Origin of the sequence: Nitrospira sp. (genome assembly GCA_005116745.1) — a bacterium.
Classification (GTDB): Bacteria; Nitrospirota; Nitrospiria; order Nitrospirales; family Nitrospiraceae; genus Nitrospira_D.
Window position 1 is genome coordinate 49,685 of the sequence record SWDS01000003.1, and the last position, 24,718, is coordinate 74,402.

The 24,718-nt window shown below is 54.6% G+C and carries 20 protein-coding genes; 5 read left to right on the forward strand and 15 right to left on the reverse strand.

What is annotated here, in order from left to right; all coding sequences use genetic code 11:
• Positions 1-80: 80 nt before the first annotated feature.
• The 6 genes from E8D52_04980 to E8D52_05005 all read right to left on the reverse strand — a co-directional run bounded on the left by E8D52_04980 (position 81) and on the right by E8D52_05005 (position 8,643).
• Complete coding sequence (locus tag E8D52_04980) at positions 81-2,330, reverse strand: hypothetical protein (GenBank protein TKB69720.1); 2,250 nt, start codon at positions 2,328-2,330, stop codon at positions 81-83.
• 291 nt (positions 2,331-2,621) lie between these two features.
• A complete protein-coding gene (locus E8D52_04985) occupies positions 2,622-3,845 on the reverse strand; it encodes an aspartate kinase (GenBank protein TKB69721.1) in 1,224 nt (407 codons plus the stop codon).
• A 4-nt stretch (positions 3,846-3,849) separates the two neighbouring features.
• On the reverse strand, positions 3,850-5,058 hold the full coding sequence (locus E8D52_04990) for a phosphoglycerate mutase (protein ID TKB69722.1): 1,209 nt from the start codon (positions 5,056-5,058) through the stop codon (positions 3,850-3,852).
• Positions 5,059-5,074: 16 nt separating this feature from the next.
• A complete protein-coding gene (locus tag E8D52_04995) occupies positions 5,075-6,133 on the reverse strand; it encodes a threonine synthase (GenBank protein ID TKB69723.1) in 1,059 nt (352 codons plus the stop codon).
• 3 nt (positions 6,134-6,136) lie between these two features.
• Positions 6,137-7,450: a homoserine dehydrogenase gene (locus E8D52_05000; protein ID TKB69724.1), complete on the reverse strand. Its 1,314-nt coding sequence runs from the start codon at positions 7,448-7,450 to the stop codon at positions 6,137-6,139.
• Positions 7,447-8,643 (reverse strand): alanine transaminase, encoded by a 1,197-nt coding sequence (locus E8D52_05005; GenBank protein ID TKB69725.1) that lies wholly within the window; start codon positions 8,641-8,643, stop codon positions 7,447-7,449. Before E8D52_05005 ends, E8D52_05000 begins: the two co-directional genes overlap by 4 nt.
• A 296-nt stretch (positions 8,644-8,939) precedes the next feature.
• On the opposite strand from E8D52_05005, the gene E8D52_05010 reads away from it, so the two are divergent.
• The 5 genes from E8D52_05010 to mutS are packed head-to-tail and all read left to right on the forward strand — an operon-like array spanning position 8,940 to position 14,842.
• The gene (locus tag E8D52_05010) at positions 8,940-9,653 is read left to right on the forward strand and encodes a pyridoxine 5'-phosphate synthase (protein TKB69726.1); all 714 of its coding nucleotides are present in this window, start codon (positions 8,940-8,942) and stop codon (positions 9,651-9,653) included.
• Between the two features lie 50 nt (positions 9,654-9,703).
• Positions 9,704-11,302 carry an NAD(P)H-hydrate dehydratase gene (locus E8D52_05015; protein TKB69727.1) on the forward strand — a complete coding sequence of 533 codons (1,599 nt, stop codon included), beginning with the start codon at positions 9,704-9,706 and terminating at the stop codon, positions 11,300-11,302.
• Positions 11,303-11,311: 9 nt separating this feature from the next.
• Positions 11,312-11,854, forward strand: a complete 543-nt coding sequence (gene tsaE / locus E8D52_05020; protein TKB69728.1) for a tRNA (adenosine(37)-N6)-threonylcarbamoyltransferase complex ATPase subunit type 1 TsaE — start codon at positions 11,312-11,314, stop codon at positions 11,852-11,854.
• Positions 11,851-12,195 carry a LapA family protein gene (locus tag E8D52_05025; GenBank protein TKB69729.1) on the forward strand — a complete coding sequence of 115 codons (345 nt, stop codon included), beginning with the start codon at positions 11,851-11,853 and terminating at the stop codon, positions 12,193-12,195. The genes tsaE and E8D52_05025 overlap by 4 nt, the downstream gene beginning before the upstream one ends.
• The gene (gene mutS, locus E8D52_05030; protein ID TKB69730.1) at positions 12,188-14,842 is read left to right on the forward strand and encodes a DNA mismatch repair protein MutS; all 2,655 of its coding nucleotides are present in this window, start codon (positions 12,188-12,190) and stop codon (positions 14,840-14,842) included. Before E8D52_05025 ends, mutS begins: the two co-directional genes overlap by 8 nt.
• Positions 14,843-14,922: 80 nt before the next feature.
• On the opposite strand, the gene E8D52_05035 is transcribed toward mutS, so the two are convergent.
• The 9 genes from E8D52_05035 to infB all read right to left on the reverse strand — a co-directional run bounded on the left by E8D52_05035 (position 14,923) and on the right by infB (position 24,698).
• Complete coding sequence (locus tag E8D52_05035; GenBank protein ID TKB69731.1) at positions 14,923-15,585, reverse strand: hypothetical protein; 663 nt, start codon at positions 15,583-15,585, stop codon at positions 14,923-14,925.
• Between the two features lie 46 nt (positions 15,586-15,631).
• Positions 15,632-16,147, reverse strand: a complete 516-nt coding sequence (locus E8D52_05040; protein ID TKB69732.1) for a hypothetical protein — start codon at positions 16,145-16,147, stop codon at positions 15,632-15,634.
• A 291-nt stretch (positions 16,148-16,438) separates the two neighbouring features.
• Positions 16,439-17,716 carry an insulinase family protein gene (locus tag E8D52_05045; protein TKB69733.1) on the reverse strand — a complete coding sequence of 426 codons (1,278 nt, stop codon included), beginning with the start codon at positions 17,714-17,716 and terminating at the stop codon, positions 16,439-16,441.
• Between the two features lie 3 nt (positions 17,717-17,719).
• Positions 17,720-19,837: a polyribonucleotide nucleotidyltransferase gene (pnp, locus tag E8D52_05050; GenBank protein ID TKB69734.1), complete on the reverse strand. Its 2,118-nt coding sequence runs from the start codon at positions 19,835-19,837 to the stop codon at positions 17,720-17,722.
• Between the two features lie 216 nt (positions 19,838-20,053).
• Positions 20,054-20,323: a 30S ribosomal protein S15 gene (gene rpsO, locus E8D52_05055; GenBank protein ID TKB69735.1), complete on the reverse strand. Its 270-nt coding sequence runs from the start codon at positions 20,321-20,323 to the stop codon at positions 20,054-20,056.
• 16 nt (positions 20,324-20,339) lie between these two features.
• Positions 20,340-21,362, reverse strand: coding sequence for a tRNA pseudouridine(55) synthase TruB (gene truB / locus E8D52_05060; GenBank protein TKB69736.1), 1,023 nt, complete (start codon positions 21,360-21,362; stop codon positions 20,340-20,342).
• Complete coding sequence (rbfA, locus tag E8D52_05065) at positions 21,295-21,705, reverse strand: 30S ribosome-binding factor RbfA (protein ID TKB69737.1); 411 nt, start codon at positions 21,703-21,705, stop codon at positions 21,295-21,297. Before rbfA ends, truB begins: the two co-directional genes overlap by 68 nt.
• Positions 21,706-21,746: 41 nt before the next feature.
• Positions 21,747-22,028, reverse strand: a complete 282-nt coding sequence (locus E8D52_05070) for a DUF503 domain-containing protein (GenBank protein TKB69760.1) — start codon at positions 22,026-22,028, stop codon at positions 21,747-21,749.
• Positions 22,029-22,136: 108 nt separating this feature from the next.
• Positions 22,137-24,698, reverse strand: a complete 2,562-nt coding sequence (infB, locus tag E8D52_05075) for a translation initiation factor IF-2 (GenBank protein ID TKB69761.1) — start codon at positions 24,696-24,698, stop codon at positions 22,137-22,139.
• Positions 24,699-24,718 lie beyond the last annotated feature (20 nt).

Below are 24,718 nucleotides of genomic sequence, written 5' to 3' on the forward strand. Positions count from 1 at the left end.
CTCCGGGCATCTTGGGTTATCTTGTCTTGCCAATTCGCTGGAAAGGGAAATTATATGTTCATGGCACTTCTCTCTTGATCCTATTCGCCCTCATCATTCCGCCAGTCGTCATCGGACTTTCCTTCCCGCCGCCACTTGTGGGCCTTCTGAAAGGTCTTGACCGCTTTCGTCTCTTTCTCGCTGAGGTTGTCGAGCAAGAGTGTGGACACCTTCCTTGCCACCGTATTAACAGGGACGAAGTCTTCGACATACTTCAGATTAACTCGCCAGTGCTCCTGCGATACATAGTCCCCCATACCATGAGACGTAGACCGGTGAAGACATGCGGTGAGGAAAGAGAGCACGCCTTTCTTTGAGTCGATTAACTTTTCCACCCATTGACGAGGTTTTTCGTGTGAGGCCCATTTATCCCAGCGATAAAGGATGCTAAGCATGTTGCGATGGCTTGTCAGGATTCCGGAGCCTGCGGCTTGTTCAATCTTTTCCACACAGATATGGTGCAGTGCGTCCAAATCAGCGTCAGTCACATTAAAAGCATCGGGGTCCTTCTTTCGCTTCTCCTCGTTACCTTCGAGGGAAGCGATCCTTATCGGAAGGTACAGGCCCGTCGTGGCTTTCATGGCCTCTTTCAGGATAGCCCCGCGTCTGCCTATGTCCTTCTCCTGTTTCAAGTACCAATAAATGATGCGAGAGGCATGCGTGTCTGGGGAAATTGGAAAGAAGCCACCTCGGTCTTCTGGCAGTTCGTCGCCGATATCGAACAGCGCGGTGATAAACGATACGGCGTGTTGGATGTCGATTTTCTGTTTGTAGGCCTCAAGACGGTCCAGTGCGACGCCTAAGAGGCTACGCTTGTTGAGCGCACGGAATTCTCCGACTAGCCCTTCACGATTACCAACGAGCGACAGTACGCGATCTAGCTCCGCTTGGGAAATGTCTCCCTCAGGAATTGCGAGATGGAAATATCGGTCGAACACCTCAGGGTGGCAGAGACGCAGTTCCCTAAACCACTCATTCTTAGAGCCATGACAGTACATGGATCCACTGAACACCCACTCAACCGGCGGGAAGAGTTCTTTGACTATCTCGCGGACCTGGCCTGGTTGTGATGCCATTTCGACTATGGATTCAATGAGTTTTCTCGTTCGCTTCTCTTCCTCATGCGAATCACCCGCACGGTCGCCCAGGTTCGTCAGCTCTAACTTAGCCTCGGGAAGCCTCTGGTAAACGGCTGGCTCGAAGACGCGGAGCACCTCCAGCGCGATAAGGTCCACTGGGTTCACTTCAAAGCTGCCTGTGCTCCGAAACAGCGAAACGTGAAAAGAGAGGGAGGCCAGATAGCGGTACACATCCCGTAGCGTTTGGAAGTAGGGGCGAAGGCCTCCAAGGAATAGGTTGCCCCAGCGCGTCTGGTCGAACCGCTTGCCCACATCCCCATCGGTTAGTAGTTCATCGAGACCCGCGAATAGGACCTTCTCCAGGCGAGTTTGCTCGATGCGTGGGATGTCAAATCCTACTTGTACTATCTTCTCAAGGAATTCTTGTCCGCTAATGGCTGGCGGTGAGTCTAAACTACGCTCCACGATGTCCCGTTGGAACAAAAGGAGGTAGACCACGTTTGGAAAGTCAGCATTAGCTTTGACGAGTTGGAAGAGGAGTCGTATTTCTTCAGGTGTGAGGCGATCGATATCATCCAACACCACGAGGATTGGCCTTTCGAGTTCTTTCAGGGAGTCAGAAAGCTCTTTCTTTATCTCAGCCAAAGTCTGCTGTTGCACGACCGCTTGGTCCTCGACTCCTTTTGAGCCTTCTTGCGCCACGGTCGCAGATTGCTCCATCCCTTTGGCAAGCATGTCTGCGATTCCCGAACCGGGCAGTCCAAGTATTGGCAAGATGGTCTTAAGTGATTTGGCGAGAGAGGCGCCGAAGGTGAGGTAGGTTCCATAGGTTCGCCACTTGGCCGCACGTCGTTTCCCGTCTTCGCTTCCGTCCGATCGGCTCAATACCAGACCGATTTCTTGAAAGAACACCTCTGCCAGTTGATCTTGGCCTGACCATTGCCATGGATTGAACTCAATGATCAGGGGACAGTTCGTCTCGGCCAAACGGAGCGTTTGCAGGACCATGTTTTTTACCGAAGATTTCCCGGAGCCCCAAGGTCCATACATGGCAACGACCAGGCTCTCATTGCCCTGCCAGCCTTTGATGGCGGAGGTTAGGGATTTCGCAAACGGAGCACGGCCCAGGAGGTCTTCCTCAATAGAGCCGATAGGTCGATCGGCTGAAAACTGATGTTTCTTGCCCTTAGTCTCTTTGGAGTCATTCTCCATCGCCAGCCCCAATGCCAGTCGTGTTACTTCTACCCACGAAAATTGAAATGTCCAACACGGAAATCTGCGCAGTCGGCTACTTGGATGGTTTCGCGCAGGGTAGGCAGGGGAGATCGTTCAATGTTGTCGAATATTCTGGGCATTGTCTTTTCACGTATATTGGGAAATTGATCGCGAAAGGATACCCTTTCCTGGCGAGAAATCACGCCAGAAGACGAGGAACTGATGGCATATGGCGAGCTCGGAAGGGCTGGTGAAACACGGGATGGACATGCTTTGCGCCGAACCGTTTCAGGACTGCACTTGATCGAGATCGAACGCCGAGTGGAGCGAGCGCATGGCCAACTCCAGGTATTTCTCGTCGATGACGCAGGAGATCTTGATCTCCGATGTGCTGATCATCATGATATTGACGCCTTCTCGGGACAGCACCTCGAACATCTTTGCCGCCACGCCGGAGTGCGACCGCATCCCCACCCCAATCAACGAGACTTTGGCGATAGCTTCAGTCACTGAGACAGACTTCGCCTCGATATCCTTGGCGACGGCCTGAATGAGTGGCACGGCCTTCTTGAGATCAGCGCGAGGCACGGTAAACGAAAGATCCGTCAGAGCGGCTTGGCTGATGTTCTGGATGATCATATCGACATTGATGTGCGCATCTGCGACGGGTCCAAAAATTCTGGCCGCGATCCCCGGTTTGTCCGGCACCCCGATAATGGTAATTTTCGCTTGATTACGATCTCCGGTGACTCCAGCGATGGCTGCCGCTTCCATATCCGTATCTTCCTTCGTCACAAGCGTCCCCTTTCCCTCTTTGAAGCTGGAATTCACTTCGACCGGGACATTGAATTTGGCCGCAAACTCGACCGATCTCGTTTGGAGGACTTTCGCCCCGAGACTCGCCATTTCAAGCATCTCTTCATAGGCTATCCGATCGATCCGTCTCGCCGCCGGCACGATATTGGGGTCTGCCGTGTACACCCCATCGACGTCCGTGAAGATGATACAGCGATCGGCCTTCAAGGCCGCCGCCAGCGCCACAGCAGAGAGATCTGACCCTCCTCGTCCGAGCGTGGTCACATCCGACTGCTCATTGATCCCTTGGAACCCCGCCACAACGGGAACGACCCCCTGTTCCAGGGCCTCGCGGATGCGGTCCGCCGTCACACGCGCAATTCTCGCCTTGGTATGAGCGCTATCCGTGATGATGCCGACTTGCCGACCGGTAAAGGACCTGGCATTGACCCCTCGCCCTCGCAACTCCATCGCGAGAAGCGCGATGGTGACTCGTTCGCCAGTTGAGAGCAGCATATCCATTTCGCGTTCATCGGGGGTAGCCGTTACCTCGTGCGCAAGCTTGACCAGCCGATCTGTTTCACCACTCATGGCTGAGAGCACGACCACGATTCGATGTCCCGCCTGTTGCGCGTGAGCCACACGGTCGGCGACGCGGTGTATTCGTTCGATTGTGCCGACCGACGTCCCTCCGTATTTTTGGACGATCAACGCCACAGCGTCAGCTCTTTGAGAAGAACTTTATGACAAACTTCGTGGCATCGCGGGTAGGCATGTTCGCTGCGAGCGCATCCGCCTCAGTAAAGCGGCGACCGACCACCTCGGATCCCTTTCCGCCTCCTTCACCAAACGCATAGAACGCCGGGCCCTCGATTCCTGCGGTGTGATCGCAGATCACAAGAAAACGATAGGGACCTAGTGTGGACAAGCCTTCGAATAACGGACCGACAAGATGGCGATCAAACTCTTCGACCCCCTGAACTTTGGCTTTGATATCGGTGCCGTGGATCACCTCATCCGCCAACTTGGCATGCACATACACAAAATCTCCCTTGGCAAATTCTTCTAATGCCACGGTCGCCTTTGCCTGAAGATCGCCGCCGGCCAGCCGATCGAGGTCCACCGCATCCAGACCTGCACAGATCCCAAGACCACGATGCACGTCGTTGGTCGCCACGACCGCCCCCGTAACCTGGTATTTCTCAACCAGACTCGGCCATGTGACCGCTCGCCCCTCGCCCCAGAGCCAGATGCAATTCGCCGGTTTCTTCCCCGCAGCTATCCGTTCCTCATTGAGAGGATGATCGCGCAAGATGAAATAGGCCGCATCCATCAACTGGCGGAGAATATCGGCTCCATCGCCTTTCGGTAAGGCCTCTGCGATGGATTGACCAAGTATCGTCTGCGGATCGGTGCAGATGGCTCGCGGCTTCCCCTTCACCCATACCATCAGGTGGCGGTGACCCGCCCCTGGATAGAATTGGATGGTCTCCGAGCCAAGCTGCTCATTGATCGCCTCGATCAATTCGCGGGCCTCTTCAGTCTCGATCAGCCCGGCCGTGGCGTCGTCCAGGATGACATGCTGGCCCAATTTCTTGATTTCTCCGCCCTTCCCACTCTCCGGCACCACGGTGACCATCGTGCAGCGGAACACGACGTCCTGTTCCGTCCCGGACACACCTAAACTTGCCGCTTCAAGCGGTCCAGGACCCGGATAAAACTTCTTGGGATCGTACCCAAGGATCGCGGTTCCGACCAATCCACCTCCCTGGTGCACTCCGTCAGCGGGAATCATCAGCTGACCCAGCTCTCCGCTCTGCGCCAGACGATCGAGATGAGGAGTCGCCGCCGCTTGGAGCGGCGTCCGACCGCCCAGTTCTTCTTGTGGGTGATGAGCCATTCCACCGGCATGCACAATCACATATTTCATAAGATCCACACGTCTCTCAGACTTTCAACAGACGAGCCACGTCCTCGCGCGTCGCCTTGACCGTCTGTGGTTGTTTCGACACGCTGATTGCCGTATCGGCATCTTTCAACCCATGCCCCGTCAACGTACATACGACTGTCTCTCCTTCTCGTAGACCCCTGGTTCGATGCAATTTGGCCACGCCGGCGACGGACGCCGCGGAAGCCGGTTCACAAAAGACCCCTTCGGTTGCCGCCACCATGGTGTAGGCTTGGAGAATTTCCTCATCAGTCACCAGATCGATCGCGCCCGCAGATTCCTCAACCGCCTTGACTGCTGAAGACCAGCTGGCGGGATTACCGATTCGAATGGCCGTGGCAATGGTCTGTGGTTGCTCGACGACTCGGCCCAACACGATCGGAGCCGCACCAGCGGCTTGAAATCCCATCATGCGGGGCACCCTCGAAATCTGATTGGCCGCACGATATTCTTGGTACCCTTTCCAATAGGCTGTGATATTTCCGGCGTTCCCGACCGGCAACACATGAAGCGTTGGAGCCTCGCCGAGTTGATCACACACCTCAAAAGCCGCAGTCTTCTGCCCGTCAATCCGGAACGGATTCACCGAGTTCACCAATTCGATGGCCAGTGTGGCCGAAAACTCCTTGACGAGCGTCAGGGCCTGATCGAAGTTGCCTTCAATCTGAATCACCGTGGCCTGATGCATCATCGCCTGAGACAGCTTGCCCATCGCGATCTTGCCGGCTGGAATCAACACGAAAACGGACAACCCTGCGCGCGCCCCGTACGCGGCGGCCGAGGCGGAGGTGTTTCCAGTCGATGCGCACATCACCGCCCGCGCACCGCTTTCCACCGCCTTCGAGATGGCCAATGTCATACCACGGTCCTTAAAGGAACCGGTTGGATTGGCCCCTTCGAACTTCAGATAGAGTTCGACTCCTGGCGCGATGGCCTGAGCCAATCTCGTGGCTCGAATCAGAGGGGTGCTGCCCTCTCCCAGGCTGATCACAGGAGTCTTCTCCGTCACGGGGAGGAATTTACGATACTCCTCAATCACTCCACGCCAAGGGTTCATCGATTACTCATCCTTGCCTTCAATACGAATCAGCGTCGGCGACTCGGAAACGAACGCCTTCCGATTGATTTCACGCAACGCAGTCTGGACATCCCGCTCCTTCGCCACATGTGTCTTGATGACGATCGGCACGGTCTGTCCTTCGCGGCGTCCCTGTTGCACCATCGACGAAATGCTGATTCCACAGCGTCCCAACTCACCAGCGATCTGCGCCAACACGCCGGGTCGGTCTACAACGGTAAACCTGAGGTAATAGAGTGAGCTGATCTCTTCCATCGATCTCAGCCGGAGCGGCCGGCGCTGATCCGGCTGAAACGACGCCACCGGTACGCGACCGGCGCTGTTTTTTAAAAGATTTCGCCCGATCGCAATCACGTCGCTGACCACGGCACTCCCGGTCGGCATGGATCCGGCCCCCCGACCATAGAGGACGACGTCACCGACCGCATCACCAACAAGCTGGATGGCATTGTACACATCCTCAACCTGAGCAATCGGAGACGTCGAGGGAAGCATCGTAGGATGAACCCGCGCCTCAATCTCTCCATCTACCAGTTTTGCGATACCGAGCAGCTTAATCGTGAAACCAAACTGCTTCGCATAGGCGATATCGATCGGCGTGATGTTGGTAATCCCTTCCGTATAGATGTCCTTGAAGTTGACCGGGGTTCCATAGGCAAGGTTGACGAGGATAGCCAGCTTGTGTGCCGAATCGATCCCGGCCACATCAAACGTCGGATCAGCTTCAGCATACCCAGCCCGCTGTGCGTCGGTGAGTACTTCCTCGAAACTGTGCCCTTCACGGGTCATTCTGGACAAAATATAGTTGGACGTCCCGTTGATAATGCCGTAGATGGATTCGATCGTATTCCCGGCTAAGCCTTCCGTCAACGCACGAATAACGGGAATCCCGCCGCCGACGCTGGCTTCAAATCCGACATCCACTCCTTTACGCACGGCGGCGTCGAAGATTTCTTCTCCGTGAAGCGCCAAGAGCGCTTTATTTGCCGTCACCACATGCTTCCCGGCCAGGATCGCATCCAGGATGATGCGTTTGGCCGTATCGTATCCACCGATGAGCTCAATGACGATATCGATGTCTGGAGCAGACAGAACCTGTGTGCTGTCGGTCGTCAATACCCCGGCAGCCAAGGTTACGCCACGATCCCTGATAATATCCCGATCTGCCACGCGAACGAGTTCGACCGGGACACCGACACGCCGGGTAATGAGGGCGGCATTATCGAGAAGGATCTTGGCAACACCGGTGCCGACCGTACCGAAGCCCACAATCCCGATTCCGATACGCGATCTCATTCCTCATCCCCATCAAGCTTGAGGGCTTTACGAATTCCTCTGACGGCCTGCCGGGTACGATGTTCGTTTTCTACCAGCCCAAACCGCACGTATTCATCACCGCCTTCACCGAATCCGATCCCCGGAGAAACGGCCACTTTTGCCTCTTTGAGTAAGAGTTTTGAAAACTCCAAGGATCCCATGTGGCGATAGGGCACAGGGATACGCGCCCACACAAACATCGTGGCCAGAGGCTTTGCGACTTGCCAGCCGATCCGATTCAGCCCTCCCACGAGGACATCCCTGCGCTTTTGGTAGCGCAGAACCGTATCCTTGACACAGTCCTGCGGCCCATTCAAGGCGATCACACTGGCGATCTGAATTGGCTGAAAAATACCATAGTCGAGATAGCTCTTGATCTTTCCCAACGCTCCAACGACCTCTCGATTACCTACACAAAATCCTACTCGCCAGCCTGGCATGCTGTAGGCCTTGGACAGAGTATAGAATTCTACCCCGCAGTCTTTGGCGCCCGGGACCTGAAGAAAGCTCGGCGCCTTATACCCGTCAAACACCAGGTCGGCATAGGCGAGGTCGTGGATGACGATGACGTTGTGCTCCTTGGCAAACGCCACGATCTTCTTGAAGAACTCCAAATCCACGACGGCCGTCGTAGGATTGTGGGGGAAATTGATGACGAGAATCTTCGGTCTCGGAAACGTCTGCCGATAGACACGCGTCAGATCTTCGAAAAAATCGCTATCCTGACGGAGTTCGATACCGCGGACCTCACCACCCGCAATAATGAAGCTGTACATGTGGATGGGATACGTCGGCGTTGGGGTCAGGACCACATCGCCCGGGCCGATCAGGGCCAAGGCCAGGTGGGCAAGACCTTCTTTTGATCCGATGGTGACAATCGCTTCAGTCTCCGGATCTAGGTCAACACCGTAGTTTCGCTTGTACCACCCACAGATCGCATGCCGTAGCTTCGTGATACCGCGCGAGGCCGAGTAACGATGATTCGTTCCTTTACGGGCGGCCTCGATCATCTTCTCGACGATATGAGGCGGGGTCGGTTGATCGGGATTCCCCATCCCAAAATCAATAATGTCTTGCCCACGTTGGCGAGCCTCAAGCTTGAGTGATTGAACTTGCGCGAACACGTACGGTGGGAGTCGCTTGATTCGATAAAAACCTTCGCCCAGCCCCATGAACTTCCTTTTGACTGCTATTATATATTTCTCAAAACTCACTCATCCCAATAAGAATGAGTGAAGGGTTCCTGAAAGGCCCTATTCTAATGGAGGGCTTTGGTCGAGTCAATTTACCTAACTTTCTACGGGGTTCCGAAGTTGTCAGATGCGCCTACTCCTCATCCGGTTCTTCACCAATCCACGAACCCGTTCTTGCCCCCTCTCGCTCCTTTCTGCTACTACTACCGCTAGATTAATGGCTCTAGCCTGTTTCACGTACTTGTTCTCGGACTAACTGGATGTAAGGAGGAGGGATGGCCCGGCTTGGTGTGAATATCGACCATGTGGCGACGTTGCGGCAAGCACGTGGAGGAACCGATCCAGATCCCTTGGCAGCTGCAGTGCTTGTCGAGCTGGCAGGAGCAGACGGCCTGGTCGTCCACCTGCGGGAAGATCGGCGCCATATCCAAGATCGAGATCTTCAACTCCTTCGTGAAATAACCCGGACAAAGCTCGACCTTGAAATGGCGGCCGACGCAGAAATGGCGAAGATCGCCCTGAACATCAAGCCCGACCTGGTCACGTTGGTACCAGAAAAGCGACAGGAACTTACCACTGAAGGGGGCCTCGATATCGCCGGGCATCGTGACCGAATTCAGAGTATTGTGAATATGTTACATAACGGGGGAATCCCCGTCAGTGTCTTTGTTGAGCCCGATCTGAATCAGATCAGGGCTGCGCACAAGATTGCAGCTGATTTCGTGGAGCTGCATACCGGTCGGTACGCGAACGCCACCCGCTCTAAAGAAGCCGATGCGGAATTCGAAGCCATTACCCACGCCGCCAAGCTGGCCTACAAGCTTGGGATCGGCGTCAATGCTGGGCATGGACTGAATTATCGCAACATCAAACGTTTGACACATATTCCCGAAATCGTTGAGTACAACATCGGACACAGTATCATCGCCCGGTCGGTCCTCGTCGGTCTCGTAGAAGCCGTGAAAGAAATGAAGGCCCTACTCAGTTGAGTTGAGATCGTCGACCTGCTGGGTCCGCCCGTTCTTCTCGTTCGTTCACCATGACCAAGATTATTACCGCTGCACAGATGCAGGCACTCGACCGCCGGACGATCTTAGAGGCTCGTATCCCTGCGACCACATTGATGGAACGCGCTGGCTCGGGCGTTGTCTCTTGCCTTGAGCAACGGTTGGGGCCCGTACGGGGCAAGAGAATCACCGTGGTGTGCGGCAAAGGCAACAATGGGGGGGATGGATTCGTTGTTGCGCGCCTCCTCCGTCGACGCCATGCGAATGTGAGCGTCCTCGTCGTGACGCCCACGTCCGAACTGAGCCGTGATGCTGCCACCATGTATAAGCAATTCGTTCGTGGCGCAGGGAAGTCCTCCGTCTACCTCTATGCGTCCAAGGCCCAAGCGCAAACACTCTTGCAGGATAGTGATATCCTCATTGATGCCCTCCTCGGAACAGGCCTCTCCGCTACTGTCACCGGGCGCTATGCCGAGGCCATTGACTGCATCAATGAAACCGGTCGTCCCGTGGTAGCCGTTGATCTTCCATCGGGCCTCCATGCTGATACTGGAACGGTCCTTGGCCGAGCCATTTGTGCCTCCCTTACCGTGACCTTTGGGCTACCGAAGTTAGGCCTTTATCAGAATGATGGAATCGACCTCGCTGGAGAGGTGGCGCTCGTCGACATCGGAATTCCGCCGGCCTACATCGACGCGGTCCAGAGCCGAACGACCTTGCTGACACCGCACGTGGTGCGCACATACCTGCCGAAACGGCAAGCATCGAGTCACAAAGGAACATTCGGCCATGCCGGTATCATCGCAGGATCCGTCGGAAAAACCGGTGCAGCCGCCATGGCTGCTCAGGCGGCCCTGCGTGTCGGTGCAGGCCTCGTGACGGTCGCGATCCCTACAAGTGTCAACGATGTATTGGAAGCAAAGTTACTGGAAGCGATGACGATTCCGATGCCTGAAACGAAAGCGCGCACCTTGGCACGAACCGCATTCGATCGGCTCGTCGCCTTCATGGAAGCGAGAACTGCTATCGCCATTGGTCCAGGTCTATCAACTCATCCAGAAACGGTGGAACTGGTCCGGGCCTTGACGAAACAGCTGGACCGGCCGGCTGTGTTGGATGCGGACGCCCTGAATGCGTTGACCGGGCGGACTGCCCTCCTGGCAGCGTGCAAAACACCGCCAATCATCACCCCCCACCCCGGAGAAATGGCACGACTGGAGGCTGACGCAACGCCTCAGACCGTCAACAGTGATCGGATCGGTACTGCCACCCGCTTCGCACGGGAACGGGGACTGTTCGTCGTTCTGAAAGGGGCTCGGACCGTCGTCGCCAGACCTGATGGAGTCGTCGCTATTTGCCCGACGGGTAATCCTGGCATGGCGACTGCTGGAACAGGCGATGTCTTGACCGGCATGATCGTGGGACTCTTGGCCCAAGGCGTACCCCCCTGGGAAGCGGCCTGTGCCGCCACCTACCTACATGGCGTCGCCGGGGATTTGGCTTCAGCGAGAAAGGGACAAGCCGGGTTGATCTCGCGTGACGTCATCGAGGAGATTCCCCATGCCCTCAAGCTCATGCATCAGGCTCCATCAAACGAAACCAATGAGAATATGCGGAACGATCCCATGTGAGAATGTTTCATGGCTACCTCTGTCAGCTCTCTGGACCTTCTCCTCTCATCTCCTGGCAAGACAGAATCATTCGGATATGCCATTGGCCAGTTGCTTCGTGGAGGTGAGGTACTTGCCTTGATCGGTGAATTAGGAGCTGGTAAGACAGCACTGGTCCGCGGGGTCGTGGCTGGCCTTGGAGTCCCATCTGCTGCTGTCAGGAGTCCAACGTTCCTGCTGGTCCATGAATACCAAGGGAGGATTCCGGTCATTCATATCGACCTGTATCGGTTGCAGACACCTGAAGAAGCCGAATCGATTGGACTCTCCGATTACCTTACGGATGGCGTGGCTGTTGCCATTGAGTGGGCAGACCGATTTCCTCAGCTGCTTCCGGATGACCGACTTGAAGTGAGGCTCGCTCATCGGACCAGGAGGACCAGAAGCGCTCTGTTGGAAGCACGAGGCCCACGCTCTCGCTCACTTCTCGCTCGCATCAAGAAAATCTGGCGTCGAACCCCTCGATCATCCCAGCCAATCCTCCAACCAAACAGAAAGACTTCGCCGCGATGACTCGACTGATTCTCATCGGTATTGTTGTGCTCCTTTCGTTGGCCTTCTTCCTTCAAAACCAAGAGCAGGAAGTCACACTCCGCTATTTCTTTGGATTGCTCGAAGCCTCAACTCCGATTTACAAACCCATTATGGCTGGATTTCTCATCGGCCTTTTGGTCGCAGCCATCTTGTTGTTTCCCCCCTGGATACGTGGACGTATCGATCTTCGACGTAAGACGAAGGCCTTACAGGAAGCTGAATCGAACTTAGAGCGACTTCGGCAGTCGCTTGAGAAGATGTCTGGACGCACCCACGCTCCCACACCGATGGAGTCTTCGAGAGACTTTACTGATGAGTGACCAGACCCTGAGCCCGCTGATGCGGCAGTATCGGGATATCAAGCAGGGATACCCTGACGCCATCCTGTTTTTTCGGGTCGGGGATTTTTATGAAATGTTCTACGAGGACGCTCAGGAGGCCTCCCGACTCTTATCGATCGCCCTCACGTCTCGCGATAAGAACAGCGCCCATCCGGTTCCACTATGCGGCGTTCCCTATCATGCCGCAACCGGCTATATCGCAAAGTTATTGAAGGCCGGCCGCATCGTGGCGTTGTGCGAGCAAGTCGAAGATCCCAAGGTGGCCAAAGGTTTGGTACGCCGTGAAGTGGTCAGGCTCTATACTCCCGGCACACTCGTAGACACAGAATTTCTCGCTCCGTGCGAGCTCAACTACCTTGTCGCGTTCGTCCTTCAATCCGACATGATTCATGGAAAATCAATCGGCTTGTCCGTCCTTGAGGTTTCAACTGGTGAATTTTGGGGAATGGAGTTTCACGGTCTCCACGCGGTCACGCAACTATTGAATGAACTCTCTCGACTGGACCCTCGAGAAGTGCTTTTTCCTGCAAACCTCGTCCCTGAATGCTCCGCTTGGATCCAACAAATCGTAGGAACACGCCTGTGTGAACGGCCTCCCACATCGTTCACCCAGCACTCTGCTGCTCAGACCTTAATGACGCATTTCCACGTACGGGACTTTAACGCCTTAGACTGTTCCGACAGCCTCGCCGCCAGTAGCGCAGCAGGCGCGGTCTTATCGTACTTACGCGAGACTCAACCGACAGTTCCTCTGGATCATATTCGCCGATTTACTATCAAGCGCAATGACGAATACATGCACCTGGATGGCAGCACCATCCGTAATCTGGAACTTCTCAAACCATTGCTATCGAACGAGAACGCGCCGGGTTCGAAGTCTACTACGCTCCTGAGCGTGCTGGATCGGACTTCCACGGCCATGGGAAGTCGACTCCTTCGCCAGTGGCTGGTACGGCCGTTACGCCATGATGACCAGATACGGCAGCGTCTTGATGCGGTCGAAGAACTAAAAGACCACATGCAGGTCAGAACCGCATTACGGACCGCCTTGCGAGAGATCCAGGATATCGCGCGACTTGGCAGTCGCATCGTACTCGGCTTGGCCGGTCCGCGAGAACTTTTGGCCCTCAAGCAATCTCTTTCGGTGTTGCCTGAGATTGATGTCCAGCTAGCACGGCTGCAGAGTCTGCTGCTCTGTCAGACACGAACATCATGGGATAGCGGTCAGGATCTCTACGACGTGATTGAGCGTGCAATCCGAGCTGATGCTTCACCTTCCATTCGAGACGGGAATATCTTCGTAGATGGCTATGACCCGGTCATCGATGAGTTGCGCAAAGCCAGCAAGGAAGGAAAAACTTGGATCGCTGCAATCGAGACACAGGAACGCGACCGAACGGGCATTGAGTCATTGAAGATCCGTTACAATCAGGTCTTTGGCTATTACATCGAGATCACTAAATCCAATCTTGCCCGAGTCCCCGCTGACTACATTCGCAAGCAAACGCTGGTCAATGCTGAGCGATTTATGACCGCCGAATTGAAAGAGCTGGAAGAACGTGTCACCGGAGCCGAGGCCAAGCTCCTGGCTCGTGAGCAGGAGGTTTTCATCCAGCTTCGCTCCCGGTTGGCCCAAGAAGCCCACCGATTGGACGCCATGGCGGCCGCCCTTGCGCTCCTTGATGTCGTCGCTGGATTGGCCGAGGTGGCCGCTCTGTACCGGTATACCAAGCCAACGGTGACTGAAGGAGGTGCCCTTCTCATCAGGGAAGGTCGTCACCCGGTCGTCGAGCGAATCTGTACGGATTCAGTATTCGTCCCGAATGATACCGTGTTGGACCTTGAACTGAACCGCCTCCTGATCATTACAGGACCAAACATGGCAGGAAAGAGCACCTATCTTCGTCAGGTCGCACTGATTGTCTTGATGGCTCAGATTGGCAGCTTTGTACCAGCCTCAGAAGCGACGATTGGATTAACTGATCGCATCTTCACAAGAGTAGGAGCCTCGGATAATCTGGCCGGGGGGCAGAGCACCTTCATGGTCGAAATGGTAGAGACCGCGAATATTCTCCAAAACGCGACTTCCCGCAGCCTCATTCTGTTGGACGAAATCGGGCGCGGCACAAGCACCTACGATGGTCTGAGTATCGCATGGGCTATTGCGGAATATATTCACGACTGCAGTAGGTTGGGCGCACGCACCTTATTCGCAACCCACTATCATGAGATGACGCAATTGGAGCAACAACGGATCGGAATCAAGAACTATCGTGTCGCCGTCCAGGAATGCGACGGCGATGTGGTGTTTCTCAGAAAAATCGTGGCGGGGAAAGCTGACCGAAGTTACGGCATTCATGTGGCCAAATTGGCAGGGCTTCCTATGGAGGTCATTCGCCGTGCACAAGCAGTGCTGTCACAGCTGGAACAACCGGAGTCTGTCAGCTCCGGGATCAATCAGGATGAACACCCGACCACATCGGAACTGCTTCCTCATCCTCATCCGATGATAGAAGAGGTCAAACAGATCGACCTATTTTCGATGACACCGCTCGATGCGCTGAATCGCCTCGCCGAGTTGCAACGTATGGTGAGATCGGAGCGCAGTGATCCATCCGACCGGTAATCCATATTGACGAGATGGTAAAAATAAAACGGGCGGCATTCCCAAGAGGAATGCCGCCCGCTCGTATCTTGCAAGAGTCTTCAGTGCGCTTGATTATATTGTGCAGTTGAATGAATCAGACCACCGACGGTTTTCCCGCCTGGAAGCATCACATCGTACTGCATGCCCACATTGCCGCCATCGGGCGTCACTGGCGAGCTGTTAAGACCCGCCATGCCTTTCGCGCAAGTTGGTTCGAATTCATTTTTTCCAGCGCATTCCCTAAGACGAAGCGCGGAAATACTCAGAGGCTTCCCCACCGAACCAGACACCTCAGGTAACTTCTTCACCGATGAAATCACCCGGTGATTCTGCTCGGTTTCCGTGGCGACGAATTCGATCAAGTCCGTCGTGCTGCCAGGGGGAACTTCCTTGGCTGCCGTAGGTCCAGAATGAAGGCGACCCATCTTCTTCAGCTCTTGCCAGGCTGACTTATCGGCATAGAACTTCAGCGTTTTGCCAGGATGAACTTTTTGCCAATACAATCCACTCTCCGCATTCCCACCGAAGACGGCTGTGTTAATCCACACGGCTTCATCGTATGGATCAAGGATGATCACCCGACCTTGAATGGTGGTCGGTTTGCTCATGTCACCCCATTCGAATCGTTCTTGAAATGACTCAATAGCCGAGGCAGTTGAAGTCAGACCAGCTACCAGTGCAACGGATGCCAGCATGGCGGCACCTTGCTTGTACAACATCATAATCGCGTCCTCCTTGAACAACATCATCTGTACGCTTTGAACGTGACTACTCCTTGATGACTTTGAACCCGGTGATCATTCTGCCGTCCAGCGTGACTTCCATGGCAACCAATTCTTGAGAGGCCTTGATTATTTGGTCCATCAAGGCTTTGTCTTTGACCGCCAGACGAACCGTGGTGGCCGCATGGTACCAGCCGGAATAGGTTGAATTTTTCTCACTGCCGCCGGAGAATCCCCAGGCACAACAACTGAACAATGGATCAGGCGGCTTCACGTCAAGCATCGTTGATGATCGCCCTCCACTGTCGCCGGACCCTGGTTCTCCTGTATTCCAATATTGAATGCCGAACAAGAGCTCCCCATCGGGGTTGTCCGCCCACTGCGACCAGACGCGACCTTGCAACTTCTTGGCCGCCTCAGCAGCCTTTAGGGGCTTCCCTCCAACGACCGCATCAGCAAGGCCTAGGTGCTCTATGGCACCTGCAGCGAATGAAAAATCAGCCGCCAGCAAACCCAAAGACGAAAAAACCGCCGCTGCAGCTAGAACGACAGCGCTTTTCATAGGTAATCCCTCCTTCGTCGATTTGAGCACGATACTCGGATTAGGATGTTAGTTCTTTCTATTACGCGGTCTTGATATAACTCACAAATCTTCTTGAAAATTTAGAGTTCTTCAATAACTTGGACCAAAAACCAACGCAAGGCCGTCCGGTTGGTACCGGAACGGTACTGAAACTACAAGGCCCTGTCAAGAAAATGTTTGCCAGAGTTGTCACAGGCATGATGCACAGTCCTTACAGCATATACAAAACAATACGTTATACGTCTTCTCCGGCTGGAAAGTATGTTGTGGTCAGGCTTGGCTTTTGGGGAATTGTCCGCTCAACGCCTTCACTTGCCGTGTGGACAGTGGCCCCAGCCCTGTTAGGGCTATTTTCCCAGGGGTGAAGAGATCCTGTGCTACGTGACTTATTTGTTGTGGGGTAATCGCATCTATTTTCACAATCATGTCTTCCAGGTTCGTATGGCCGCGGGAGATCAATTCATCTTTGGCAAGCTTGTTCATCCGGCTATGCGAACTCTCCAAGCTGAGCATGAGGCCGCCTTTCATCTGTTCTTTTGTCCGTTTTAGCTCATGCCGATCAATTCCATCTCTGCGCAAGCGCCGGATCTCACGGCTAACGAGCTCAAGAACACGCTCAACCTCCCGTGCTTGCGTGCCTGCATAGACGGTGATCGTACCGCCATCGGAATAACCCGACAAAAATGAGTAGATTGAATAGGATAAGCCCCTTTTTTCACGGATCTCCTGGAACAGCCTTGAACTAACGCCACCACCAAGGACACTGTTCAACGCATAGACCGCATATCGATCCTTATGACCGGCGGCAACGCCCTTGAGTCCTAGACAGAGGTGCACTTGCTCTAACGATTTGCGTTTCACGATGGCGCCACCACAGATCTCTGGAGGCAAACGTTTCCGAGGAAGGACGTCTGACGAAGGGCGATACTTCCCAAAGGTGCGAGCCATCGTCTTTTCGAGCTGCTGTTGATTGAAGTTCCCGGCTACGGCGAGCACGATCTCTTCGGGACGATAGTGCGTATCAATGTACTCGATGAGATCCTGTCGGCGGATCCGGGCGATTGTTGATTCCCGCCCAAGAATCGGACGACTCAAGGGATGTGTGCCCATCGCTAACTTAGTATGTAACTCTTGAACGAGATCTTCGGGATCGTCTTGAACCATTCGAATTTCTTCAAGGACGACCTGCTTTTCCTTTTCAATTTCTTTCTTTCCAAGTCGGGAGCGGAGAAACAGATCTCCCAAAAGGTCGAGGGCCTTTGGGAGATGTTGATCTAATACCTTGACGTAGTAGGTTGTGGTTTCTCGTGTGGTGAAGGCGTTCATCTCGCCCCCCAACGCATCGATTTCACGAGAAATGTCCGTGGCCGATCGAGTGGTCGTGCCTTTGAAGAACATATGTTCAATGAAATGGGCGTACCCAGCCTGTGTTGGACTTTCATCACGAGAGCCCGTATTGACCCAGATGCCGATGGTGACGGATTTGAGGGTTGGGATTCGCTCGGAGACCAAGCGAATCCCGTTCTTGAGGATGAGCTTACGGTACAAGTGTTACCCGCCCACTGACTCGTTTGTACCGCCGCCCGTCGGTGCGGGCATGGTTTCTTTTCGGCTAAGCCGAATCTTGCCTTGTCTATCGATCTCCAGCACCTTCACAAGAATTTGATCGCCTTCGGCGACCTCGTCAGACACGGCTTTCACTCGATGATGCGCCAACTGTGAGATATGGACCAACCCATCGGTGCCAGGCAGTACCTCCACAAAGGCACCAAAGTCCATAATCTTTCTGACCGTTCCCGTATAGATTTTCCCGATTTCGACTTCCTCGGTCAGGCGGTTGATGATCTCTTTGGCTTTTTGTAAGGAGGTGCCGTCTGCAGAAGCGATGGTCACAATCCCGGTATCTTCGACACTGATCTTGACGCCGCAGTCGGACTGAATGCCCCGGATGGTTTTGCCGCCCTGTCCGATAATATCGCGAATCTTATCTTGCTTGACCTTCATCGTATAGATACGAGGGGCAAACGCCGACAACTCGGCGCGATGGCTGCCGAGGGCCTTCGCCATATGGCCAAGAATGTGGAGACGTCCCACCCGGGCCTGCTCCAAGGCTTGCTGCATCAACGCTGTGGTGATGCCACCAATCTTAATGTCCATTTGCAGTGCCGTCACACCGTTCTTGGTCCCGCACACTTTGAAGTCCATATCACCCAGATGATCTTCAAGGCCGAGAATATCCGACAAGATAATGACGTCGTCCCCTTCTTTGATCAAACCCATCGCAATGCCGGCGACTGGCTCCTTGATGGGAACGCCTGCGTCCATCATGGCCAGCGTCCCACCGCACACGGTTGCCATCGAGGAAGATCCATTGGATTCCAAAATCTCAGACACAATCCGTAAGGTGTAGGGGAAGACGTCCTTGCCCGGGATGACAGGCTTCAACGCCCGTTCCGCCAAGGCTCCGTGCCCAACCTCACGCCGTCCGGGCGTGCGAAGCGGCCTCGCCTCACCGACGCTGAATGGCGGGAAGTTGTAATGCAGCATAAAGGTCCGCATGTACTCGCCTTCCAACGCATCGATACGCTGTTCATCATCACTCGTCCCTAGCGTCACCACCGCTAAGCTCTGTGTTTCGCCGCGGGTAAAGATTGCAGAACCATGGGCTCGCGGCAGGGCGCTAACCTCACAAGTAATTGGACGAATATCCTCAGGACCGCGTCCGTCGGCGCGAGATCGCTTCTCTAAAATCATCTTCCGGACTTCCGTGTATTCCAATTGATGGAACACAATCTTGATGTGCCGCTCCCTCGAGGAATCCTCTGGCTTTTTCAGCTTGGCGATGGTGTCGGCCAGAATGTGGTCCAACCGCTCCTGCCGGGCAGTCTTGTTGGCAATCATGATGGCGTCACGAATGGGTTGCGCAACCAACGCCTTGATCTCGGTCTGCAACGCGGAATCGATCGACTCTTGAACGACGACCCGCTTCACCTTTCCGACCTTCTTGGCCAGTTCATCGATCTTCCGAACAATTTTCTTAATCTCGGAGTGAGCCAATTCCAGAGCCTCGAGCATCATCTTCTCGGATAATTCATTGGCACCTGCCTCCACCATCATTACCGCGTCCGCTGTGCCCGCAACCACCAGATGCAGCTCGCTCTGCTCCATCGTTTCAAGGTCAGGATTGACGACGAGCTGACCATTGACGCGACCGATCCTCACACCGGCCACGGGGCCGTTGAACGGAATGTTCGATACCGCGAGGGCAGCTGATGCCGCTGTGATTCCAATCACGTCCGACGAACCGGTCTTATCTGCCGATAGGACGGAGGCAATGACCTGCGTCTCGAAATAGTAGCCTTCGGGAAACAACGGGCGGAGGGGTCGGTCAATCAAGCGGCTGGTCAGGACTTCCTTCTCAGCCGGTCGACCTTCTCGCTTGAAGTAGCCTCCAGGAATTTTCCCGGCCGCGTAGGCCTTTTCCTGGTAATCAACGGTCAAGGGCAGGAAATCGATGCCGGGCTTGGCGGTTTGCGCAGCCACGGCCGTCGCAAGGATGACCGTGTCGCCATACGAGGCCCATATCGACCCGTCAGCTTGTTTTGCGACACGGCCAGTTTCAAGGCGAAGGGTTCGACCTGCAATGTCGATTTCTACGACGTGTATCATCTATGGTGTCTCCTCTGGTTAGATCCACAGATGCCCACTGAGATACGCTCAACGGCAGATGAGTAGTTGAAAAGCTGAAAGCGACGAACTTCTCGCCAGCTTTACAGCTTTTCACTCTTAGCACCGCACACTTGGTGTGAGCGCATGTCGGTGTTCATCTGTGGGACATTCGAACGATGCCATGGCGCCGGTCAACGCCGCTGTTCGCACGACCGGTTACTTACGAATGTTGAGTCGCTCGATCACGGTCTTGTAACGCGCTTCCTCCACACCACGGAGATAGTCCAGAAGACGCCGCCGCCGTCCAACGAGCTGCAACAATCCACGCCTCGAGTGGTGATCCTTTTTATGAGTCTTGAAATGTTCGGTGAGATACGTAATCCGGTTGGTCAATACCGCAATCTGAACTTCCGGCGATCCGGAATCCTTGTCATGCTGCTGATATTGCTTGATGAGTTCACTCTTTACTTCTTTTAATAATGCCATACTTACTCCTTCCGTATTAATGACTCAAGAGACTCAGTACTTTGCGAATTCGAATCGACCCCATGCCGCTGGCATCATGAGTTCCAATGGCCAACAACTGACCGGCTTCATCCTTGAGGCGTACCGAAACTGTGGAATGGGCAGGAGGGAGTTGCCCGACTCCCATCGGAAAAATTGGTGAGCCATTCAAGACACGCTGCGCCTGTTCCGCGTTCACGACTACTGCCGGAAGTTGGACGAGGAGTTGATCCAACGACATGAATTGCTTCGTGAGAGTTCCCATCGTGAGATGGCTGGCAACTTGATCAATCGTCACGGACTGTTCGATGGACAGTGGGCCGACACGGCGACGCTCGAGCGCATAGAGATGCCCTCCTACCCCTAAGGCCTGTCCGATATCGGTACACAAGGTGCGTATATACGTGCCTTTGGAACACACAATGCGCAGGGCCACGTCACGACCGTGAACGGCCACGATCTCCAGCTGATGAATGGCAATCGATCGCTCTGCCCGATCGACCGTCCTGCCTGCCCGGGCGGCTTTATACAGAGGCTGTCCACCGACTTTCACCGCTGAATACATTGGTGGCAATTGCTGCTGCACTCCTCGGAATCGGGTGATCACTGCCTGAAGCATGTCCTCTGTGATCGCACTTGGATCAACCCTGCTTAAAACCTGCCCGGTTGCATCCTGGGTGTCGGTGGTTTCCCCCAAGCGCATGACGGCGTGGTACTCCTTATCCCAATCGATCAGGTACTCGGCGATCCTTGTGGCCCGTCCGACCAGGATAGGCAACACACCGGTGGCACTAGGATCCAGCGTACCGGCATGACCGACTTTGCTTCCCCTCAATAAGCTCCGAACCTTGGCGACGACATCGTGTGAGGTCCAGCCGGCTTCCTTATGGACAACAAGGACTCCCTCCAGGACATCACCCAGGTCCGTTCTGATACCTGTCCGGTCCATACCCTTAAGAGTCCGTGATTCTCTGAGCACTGCTCGGAGAGTCCTGGGTTTCCTGCTGTTCAGTCTCCCCATGCAGGCCTTCCAAGAGCTGCATGATCCGATCACCGCGAGGTCCGCTCACGTCCTTCTTGAAAATCACATCGGGCAGGTAGCGGAGCGAGAGGCGTCGTCCTAATTCCGACCGCACAAACCCACTGGCTTTTGAGAGGCCAGTAAAGACATCGCGCTCGGCTTCTTCCGTTTCCATGGTCGTGACAAAAATATGCGCGATGCGCAAGTCCGCTGTCATCTCGACATCGGTAACCGTGACGTTATGGACCCTAGGATCCTTGATTTTCCGCATGAGAATATCCGCCACTTCCATGCGAATCTGGTCAGCGACTCGGTCTGCTCTTTTATAGGTCGTCTTCGACATCTTCGTACCCAGCCTTACCAGTCGCAAGCATGACAGGGGACTTAGAGGAATTCCAGCTGAACTCGTGACACTTCAACTGCTGGCATGCTTTTGATCAGATTCAACGCTTTTTCAAGCACCTGGCTCACGTGGTTATGCTCATTCGAAACACACGCCATTCCAAGAATAGCCTTCTGCCAGAGATCCTGGCTATCCACTTCGGCAACTGAGAGGTTAAACGTGCCACGAAGCCTGTCCTTAATCCCATGAAGGACTTGACGCTTGTCTTTAAGCGACTGGCTCCCTGGAATGAATAACTCGATGGTGTATAGCCCCACAACCATGGCCTGGGTTCGGTTAGCGCCGGCCCACACCAGAGGCTCCGTGATTCAGCTTCATGAGCTGGTCAGGCCTCCAGATAAGAGGCTACAATAAAAATCATTCGGCTGCTACTAGAGCTTCGCCGGGATCTTATCGACTGTGTAGGCCTCAATGATATCGCCGGATTTGACATCATTGAAGTTTTCGACGCTCAACCCGCATTCATACCCCTGCTGCACCTCACGAACATCATCCTTGAACCGCCGTAACGAACCAAGTTTACCCTGATAGACCACCACATTGTCCCGAATCACTCGGACTCCGACGCTTGACCGAGAGATCGTTCCATCAATCACATACGCCCCTGCTACGGCTCCGATCTTTGGAATCATAAAGACCTGCCGTACTTCCACTCGTCCTAACACGCGCTCTTTCAGGGTCGGCTCAAGCAAGCCCTCCATCGCAGCCTTGATGTCTGCGATGGCGTCATAAATGATCGTGTAGAGCCTGATATCGACACCCTGCTGTTCGGCCAATGCTGCTGCCTTTGGTTCTGGCCTGATATTGAAACCGATGATGATGGCTCGCGACGCGGAGGCAAGCAACACATCAGATTCCATAATCCCACCAACTCCGTTATGGATCACGCGTAGCTTGACAGCATTCGTCGACAGCTTTTCAACCGCGCCAACCAAGGCTTCAGACGATCCTTGCACGTCGGCTTTGACGACAATGGCCAACTCCTTCACGGATCCTTCTTGAATCTTTGCAAAGAGATCATCCAAGGTGACCTTCGCGGGGCCAGTTAGCTCTGCAGCTCGACGATTTTGCGCTCGTTCCTCCGCGATCTCTCGGGCAACTCGTTCATTGGAGACAACATGGAAGACATCTCCCGCTGACGGCACGCCCGGTAATCCAATAACTTCCACCGGAATGGACGGCCCTGCCTGCTGCGATTTTTCACCGCGATCACTAAGGAGAGCCCGAACACGCCCGCTGAATATTCCAACGACATAGGCGTCGCCCACCCGTAGAGTCCCACTCTGAACCAACACCGTCGCAACTGGACCCCTCCCGCGTTCAATCTTGGCTTCGATGACAGTGCCTTTCGCCTGCTTGTGTGGATCCGCCTTGAGTTCAAGTACTTCCGACTGAAGCAAAATCATCTCGAGGAGAGTATCAAGACCCATTTTCTCTTTAGCAGACACCTCGACGATAATGGTATCGCCACCCCAAGCCTCGGAAATCAATCCATGTTCCGAAAGAGCGTTTTTTACCCGATCAGGATTGGCGGTCGGCTTGTCGATCTTATTCATCGCCACGATCAGCGGTACTCCGGCTGCCTTGGCATGGTTGATCGCCTCGATCGTTTGCGGCATCACACCATCGTCTGCCGCAACAACCAAAATGACGATATCCGTGACCTTTGCGCCACGAGATCGCATGGCCGTAAACGCCTCGTGACCAGGAGTGTCGAGAAACGTGACCTGCTTACCGCGCACTGAGACGGTATAGGCGCCGATATGCTGAGTAATGCCCCCGGCTTCCCCTTCCGCCACTTTTGTTTGGCGAATGGCATCTAGGAGCGACGTCTTCCCGTGATCGACGTGCCCCATAATGGTCACCACCGGCGGTCGAGGTTCCGGCCGTTCATCATCGCCGGTCTCAATGATATCTTGCAGCAACTCGTCCCCAATTTTCTCGACCGAGACCTCAACTTTGATTCCGCTTTCCTCGGCGAAAATTGATGCAGCGTCTAGACTCATAGGTTGCTGAAACGTCAACATTTGTCCCATATCCATCAGTTTGCGAACGATGTCGGCCGGCCGTTGACCGATCAACTCAGCGAATTCTTTCACCGTTGTCCGAGGGGTCACTTTCACGCTCTTGCGACGTGGCTTGGTGACTTCTCCCGGGGTGCTATGGTGGACATGCTTCGATCGGTCATCGCGGCGCTGCACTGGAATGGCACGAAGGTCTTGCCAGCGAGCGGCGTCTTCACGTAATTTCACATCTTGCTGCTCATCCTTAGGACGGCCTGTTTTTTTCGCTTTCTTGAGCTTTTCCTTGAGAGCCTCTGCCTCGATAGCCTCGAATGCCATGCTTTTCTTTTTACTGGCGACAGACTCGGGAGTCGCCACCACGGGTATGGCCGGCGCGATAGTCGGCTTGGCCGGCGGCGCTTCCTGCTTCACATCGAGTGGCACCGGTGCGGATGGAGCTACCTCGACAAGACCTTCTTTCACTGGAAGACTGCGGTCGACTGGGCCATCGCTAGCAAGGCGCTCAACCGATGGAGTCGGTGTCGTCACAAGACTTGAGGACGCGGGCTGCGCTGAACGCTCAGTCTCACCAATCGAGGCTGAAAGAATGGCCTCAATGGGCTCGTCTTCCTTCTTTCGCTTGATGAGAATGCGCCGTTTATCAGGCTTGAGCGGCTCTTCGACGACAGGGCCCTTTGCCCCCACAGTTTTCCCTCGACTCGTATGCTCCGCCAACTTTGCACCGACCTCTCTCTCGATTCCCGTCCCTTGACTCGTCGATTTTGCAGCCATCTTATCCAACACCTTCTGAACGATATCCTCCTCAAGCGTACTGCTGTGAGATGACACCGAGACCCCCAACTTCTTGAGCTCGGGGATGAGCACTCGATTTTCCATGCCTAACTTCTTCGCAAGTTCGTATACACGCATAGCCATGAGGACGGTTCCGT

Excerpts from the sequence above, each read along its gene's own strand:
- E8D52_04980 (TKB69720.1), bottom strand. The coding sequence starts at position 2,330 with ATGGAGAATGACTCCAAAGAGACTAAGGGCAAGAAACATCAGTTTTCA.
- E8D52_04990 (TKB69722.1), bottom strand. The coding sequence starts at position 5,058 with ATGAAATATGTGATTGTGCATGCCGGTGGAATGGCTCATCACCCACAA.
- E8D52_04995 (TKB69723.1), bottom strand. The coding sequence starts at position 6,133 with ATGAACCCTTGGCGTGGAGTGATTGAGGAGTATCGTAAATTCCTCCCC.
- E8D52_05000 (TKB69724.1), bottom strand. The coding sequence starts at position 7,450 with ATGAGATCGCGTATCGGAATCGGGATTGTGGGCTTCGGTACGGTCGGC.
- E8D52_05005 (TKB69725.1), bottom strand. The coding sequence starts at position 8,643 with ATGGGGCTGGGCGAAGGTTTTTATCGAATCAAGCGACTCCCACCGTAC.
- E8D52_05010 (TKB69726.1), top strand. The coding sequence starts at position 8,940 with ATGGCCCGGCTTGGTGTGAATATCGACCATGTGGCGACGTTGCGGCAA.
- E8D52_05015 (TKB69727.1), top strand. The coding sequence starts at position 9,704 with ATGACCAAGATTATTACCGCTGCACAGATGCAGGCACTCGACCGCCGG.
- tsaE (TKB69728.1), top strand. The coding sequence starts at position 11,312 with ATGGCTACCTCTGTCAGCTCTCTGGACCTTCTCCTCTCATCTCCTGGC.
- E8D52_05025 (TKB69729.1), top strand. The coding sequence starts at position 11,851 with ATGACTCGACTGATTCTCATCGGTATTGTTGTGCTCCTTTCGTTGGCC.
- mutS (TKB69730.1), top strand. The coding sequence starts at position 12,188 with ATGAGTGACCAGACCCTGAGCCCGCTGATGCGGCAGTATCGGGATATC.
- E8D52_05035 (TKB69731.1), bottom strand. The coding sequence starts at position 15,585 with ATGATGTTGTACAAGCAAGGTGCCGCCATGCTGGCATCCGTTGCACTG.
- E8D52_05040 (TKB69732.1), bottom strand. The coding sequence starts at position 16,147 with ATGAAAAGCGCTGTCGTTCTAGCTGCAGCGGCGGTTTTTTCGTCTTTG.
- pnp (TKB69734.1), bottom strand. The coding sequence starts at position 19,837 with ATGATACACGTCGTAGAAATCGACATTGCAGGTCGAACCCTTCGCCTT.
- rpsO (TKB69735.1), bottom strand. The coding sequence starts at position 20,323 with ATGGCATTATTAAAAGAAGTAAAGAGTGAACTCATCAAGCAATATCAG.
- truB (TKB69736.1), bottom strand. The coding sequence starts at position 21,362 with ATGGGGAGACTGAACAGCAGGAAACCCAGGACTCTCCGAGCAGTGCTC.
- rbfA (TKB69737.1), bottom strand. The coding sequence starts at position 21,705 with ATGTCGAAGACGACCTATAAAAGAGCAGACCGAGTCGCTGACCAGATT.
- E8D52_05070 (TKB69760.1), bottom strand. The coding sequence starts at position 22,028 with ATGGTTGTGGGGCTATACACCATCGAGTTATTCATTCCAGGGAGCCAG.
- infB (TKB69761.1), bottom strand. The coding sequence starts at position 24,698 with ATGCGTGTATACGAACTTGCGAAGAAGTTAGGCATGGAAAATCGAGTG.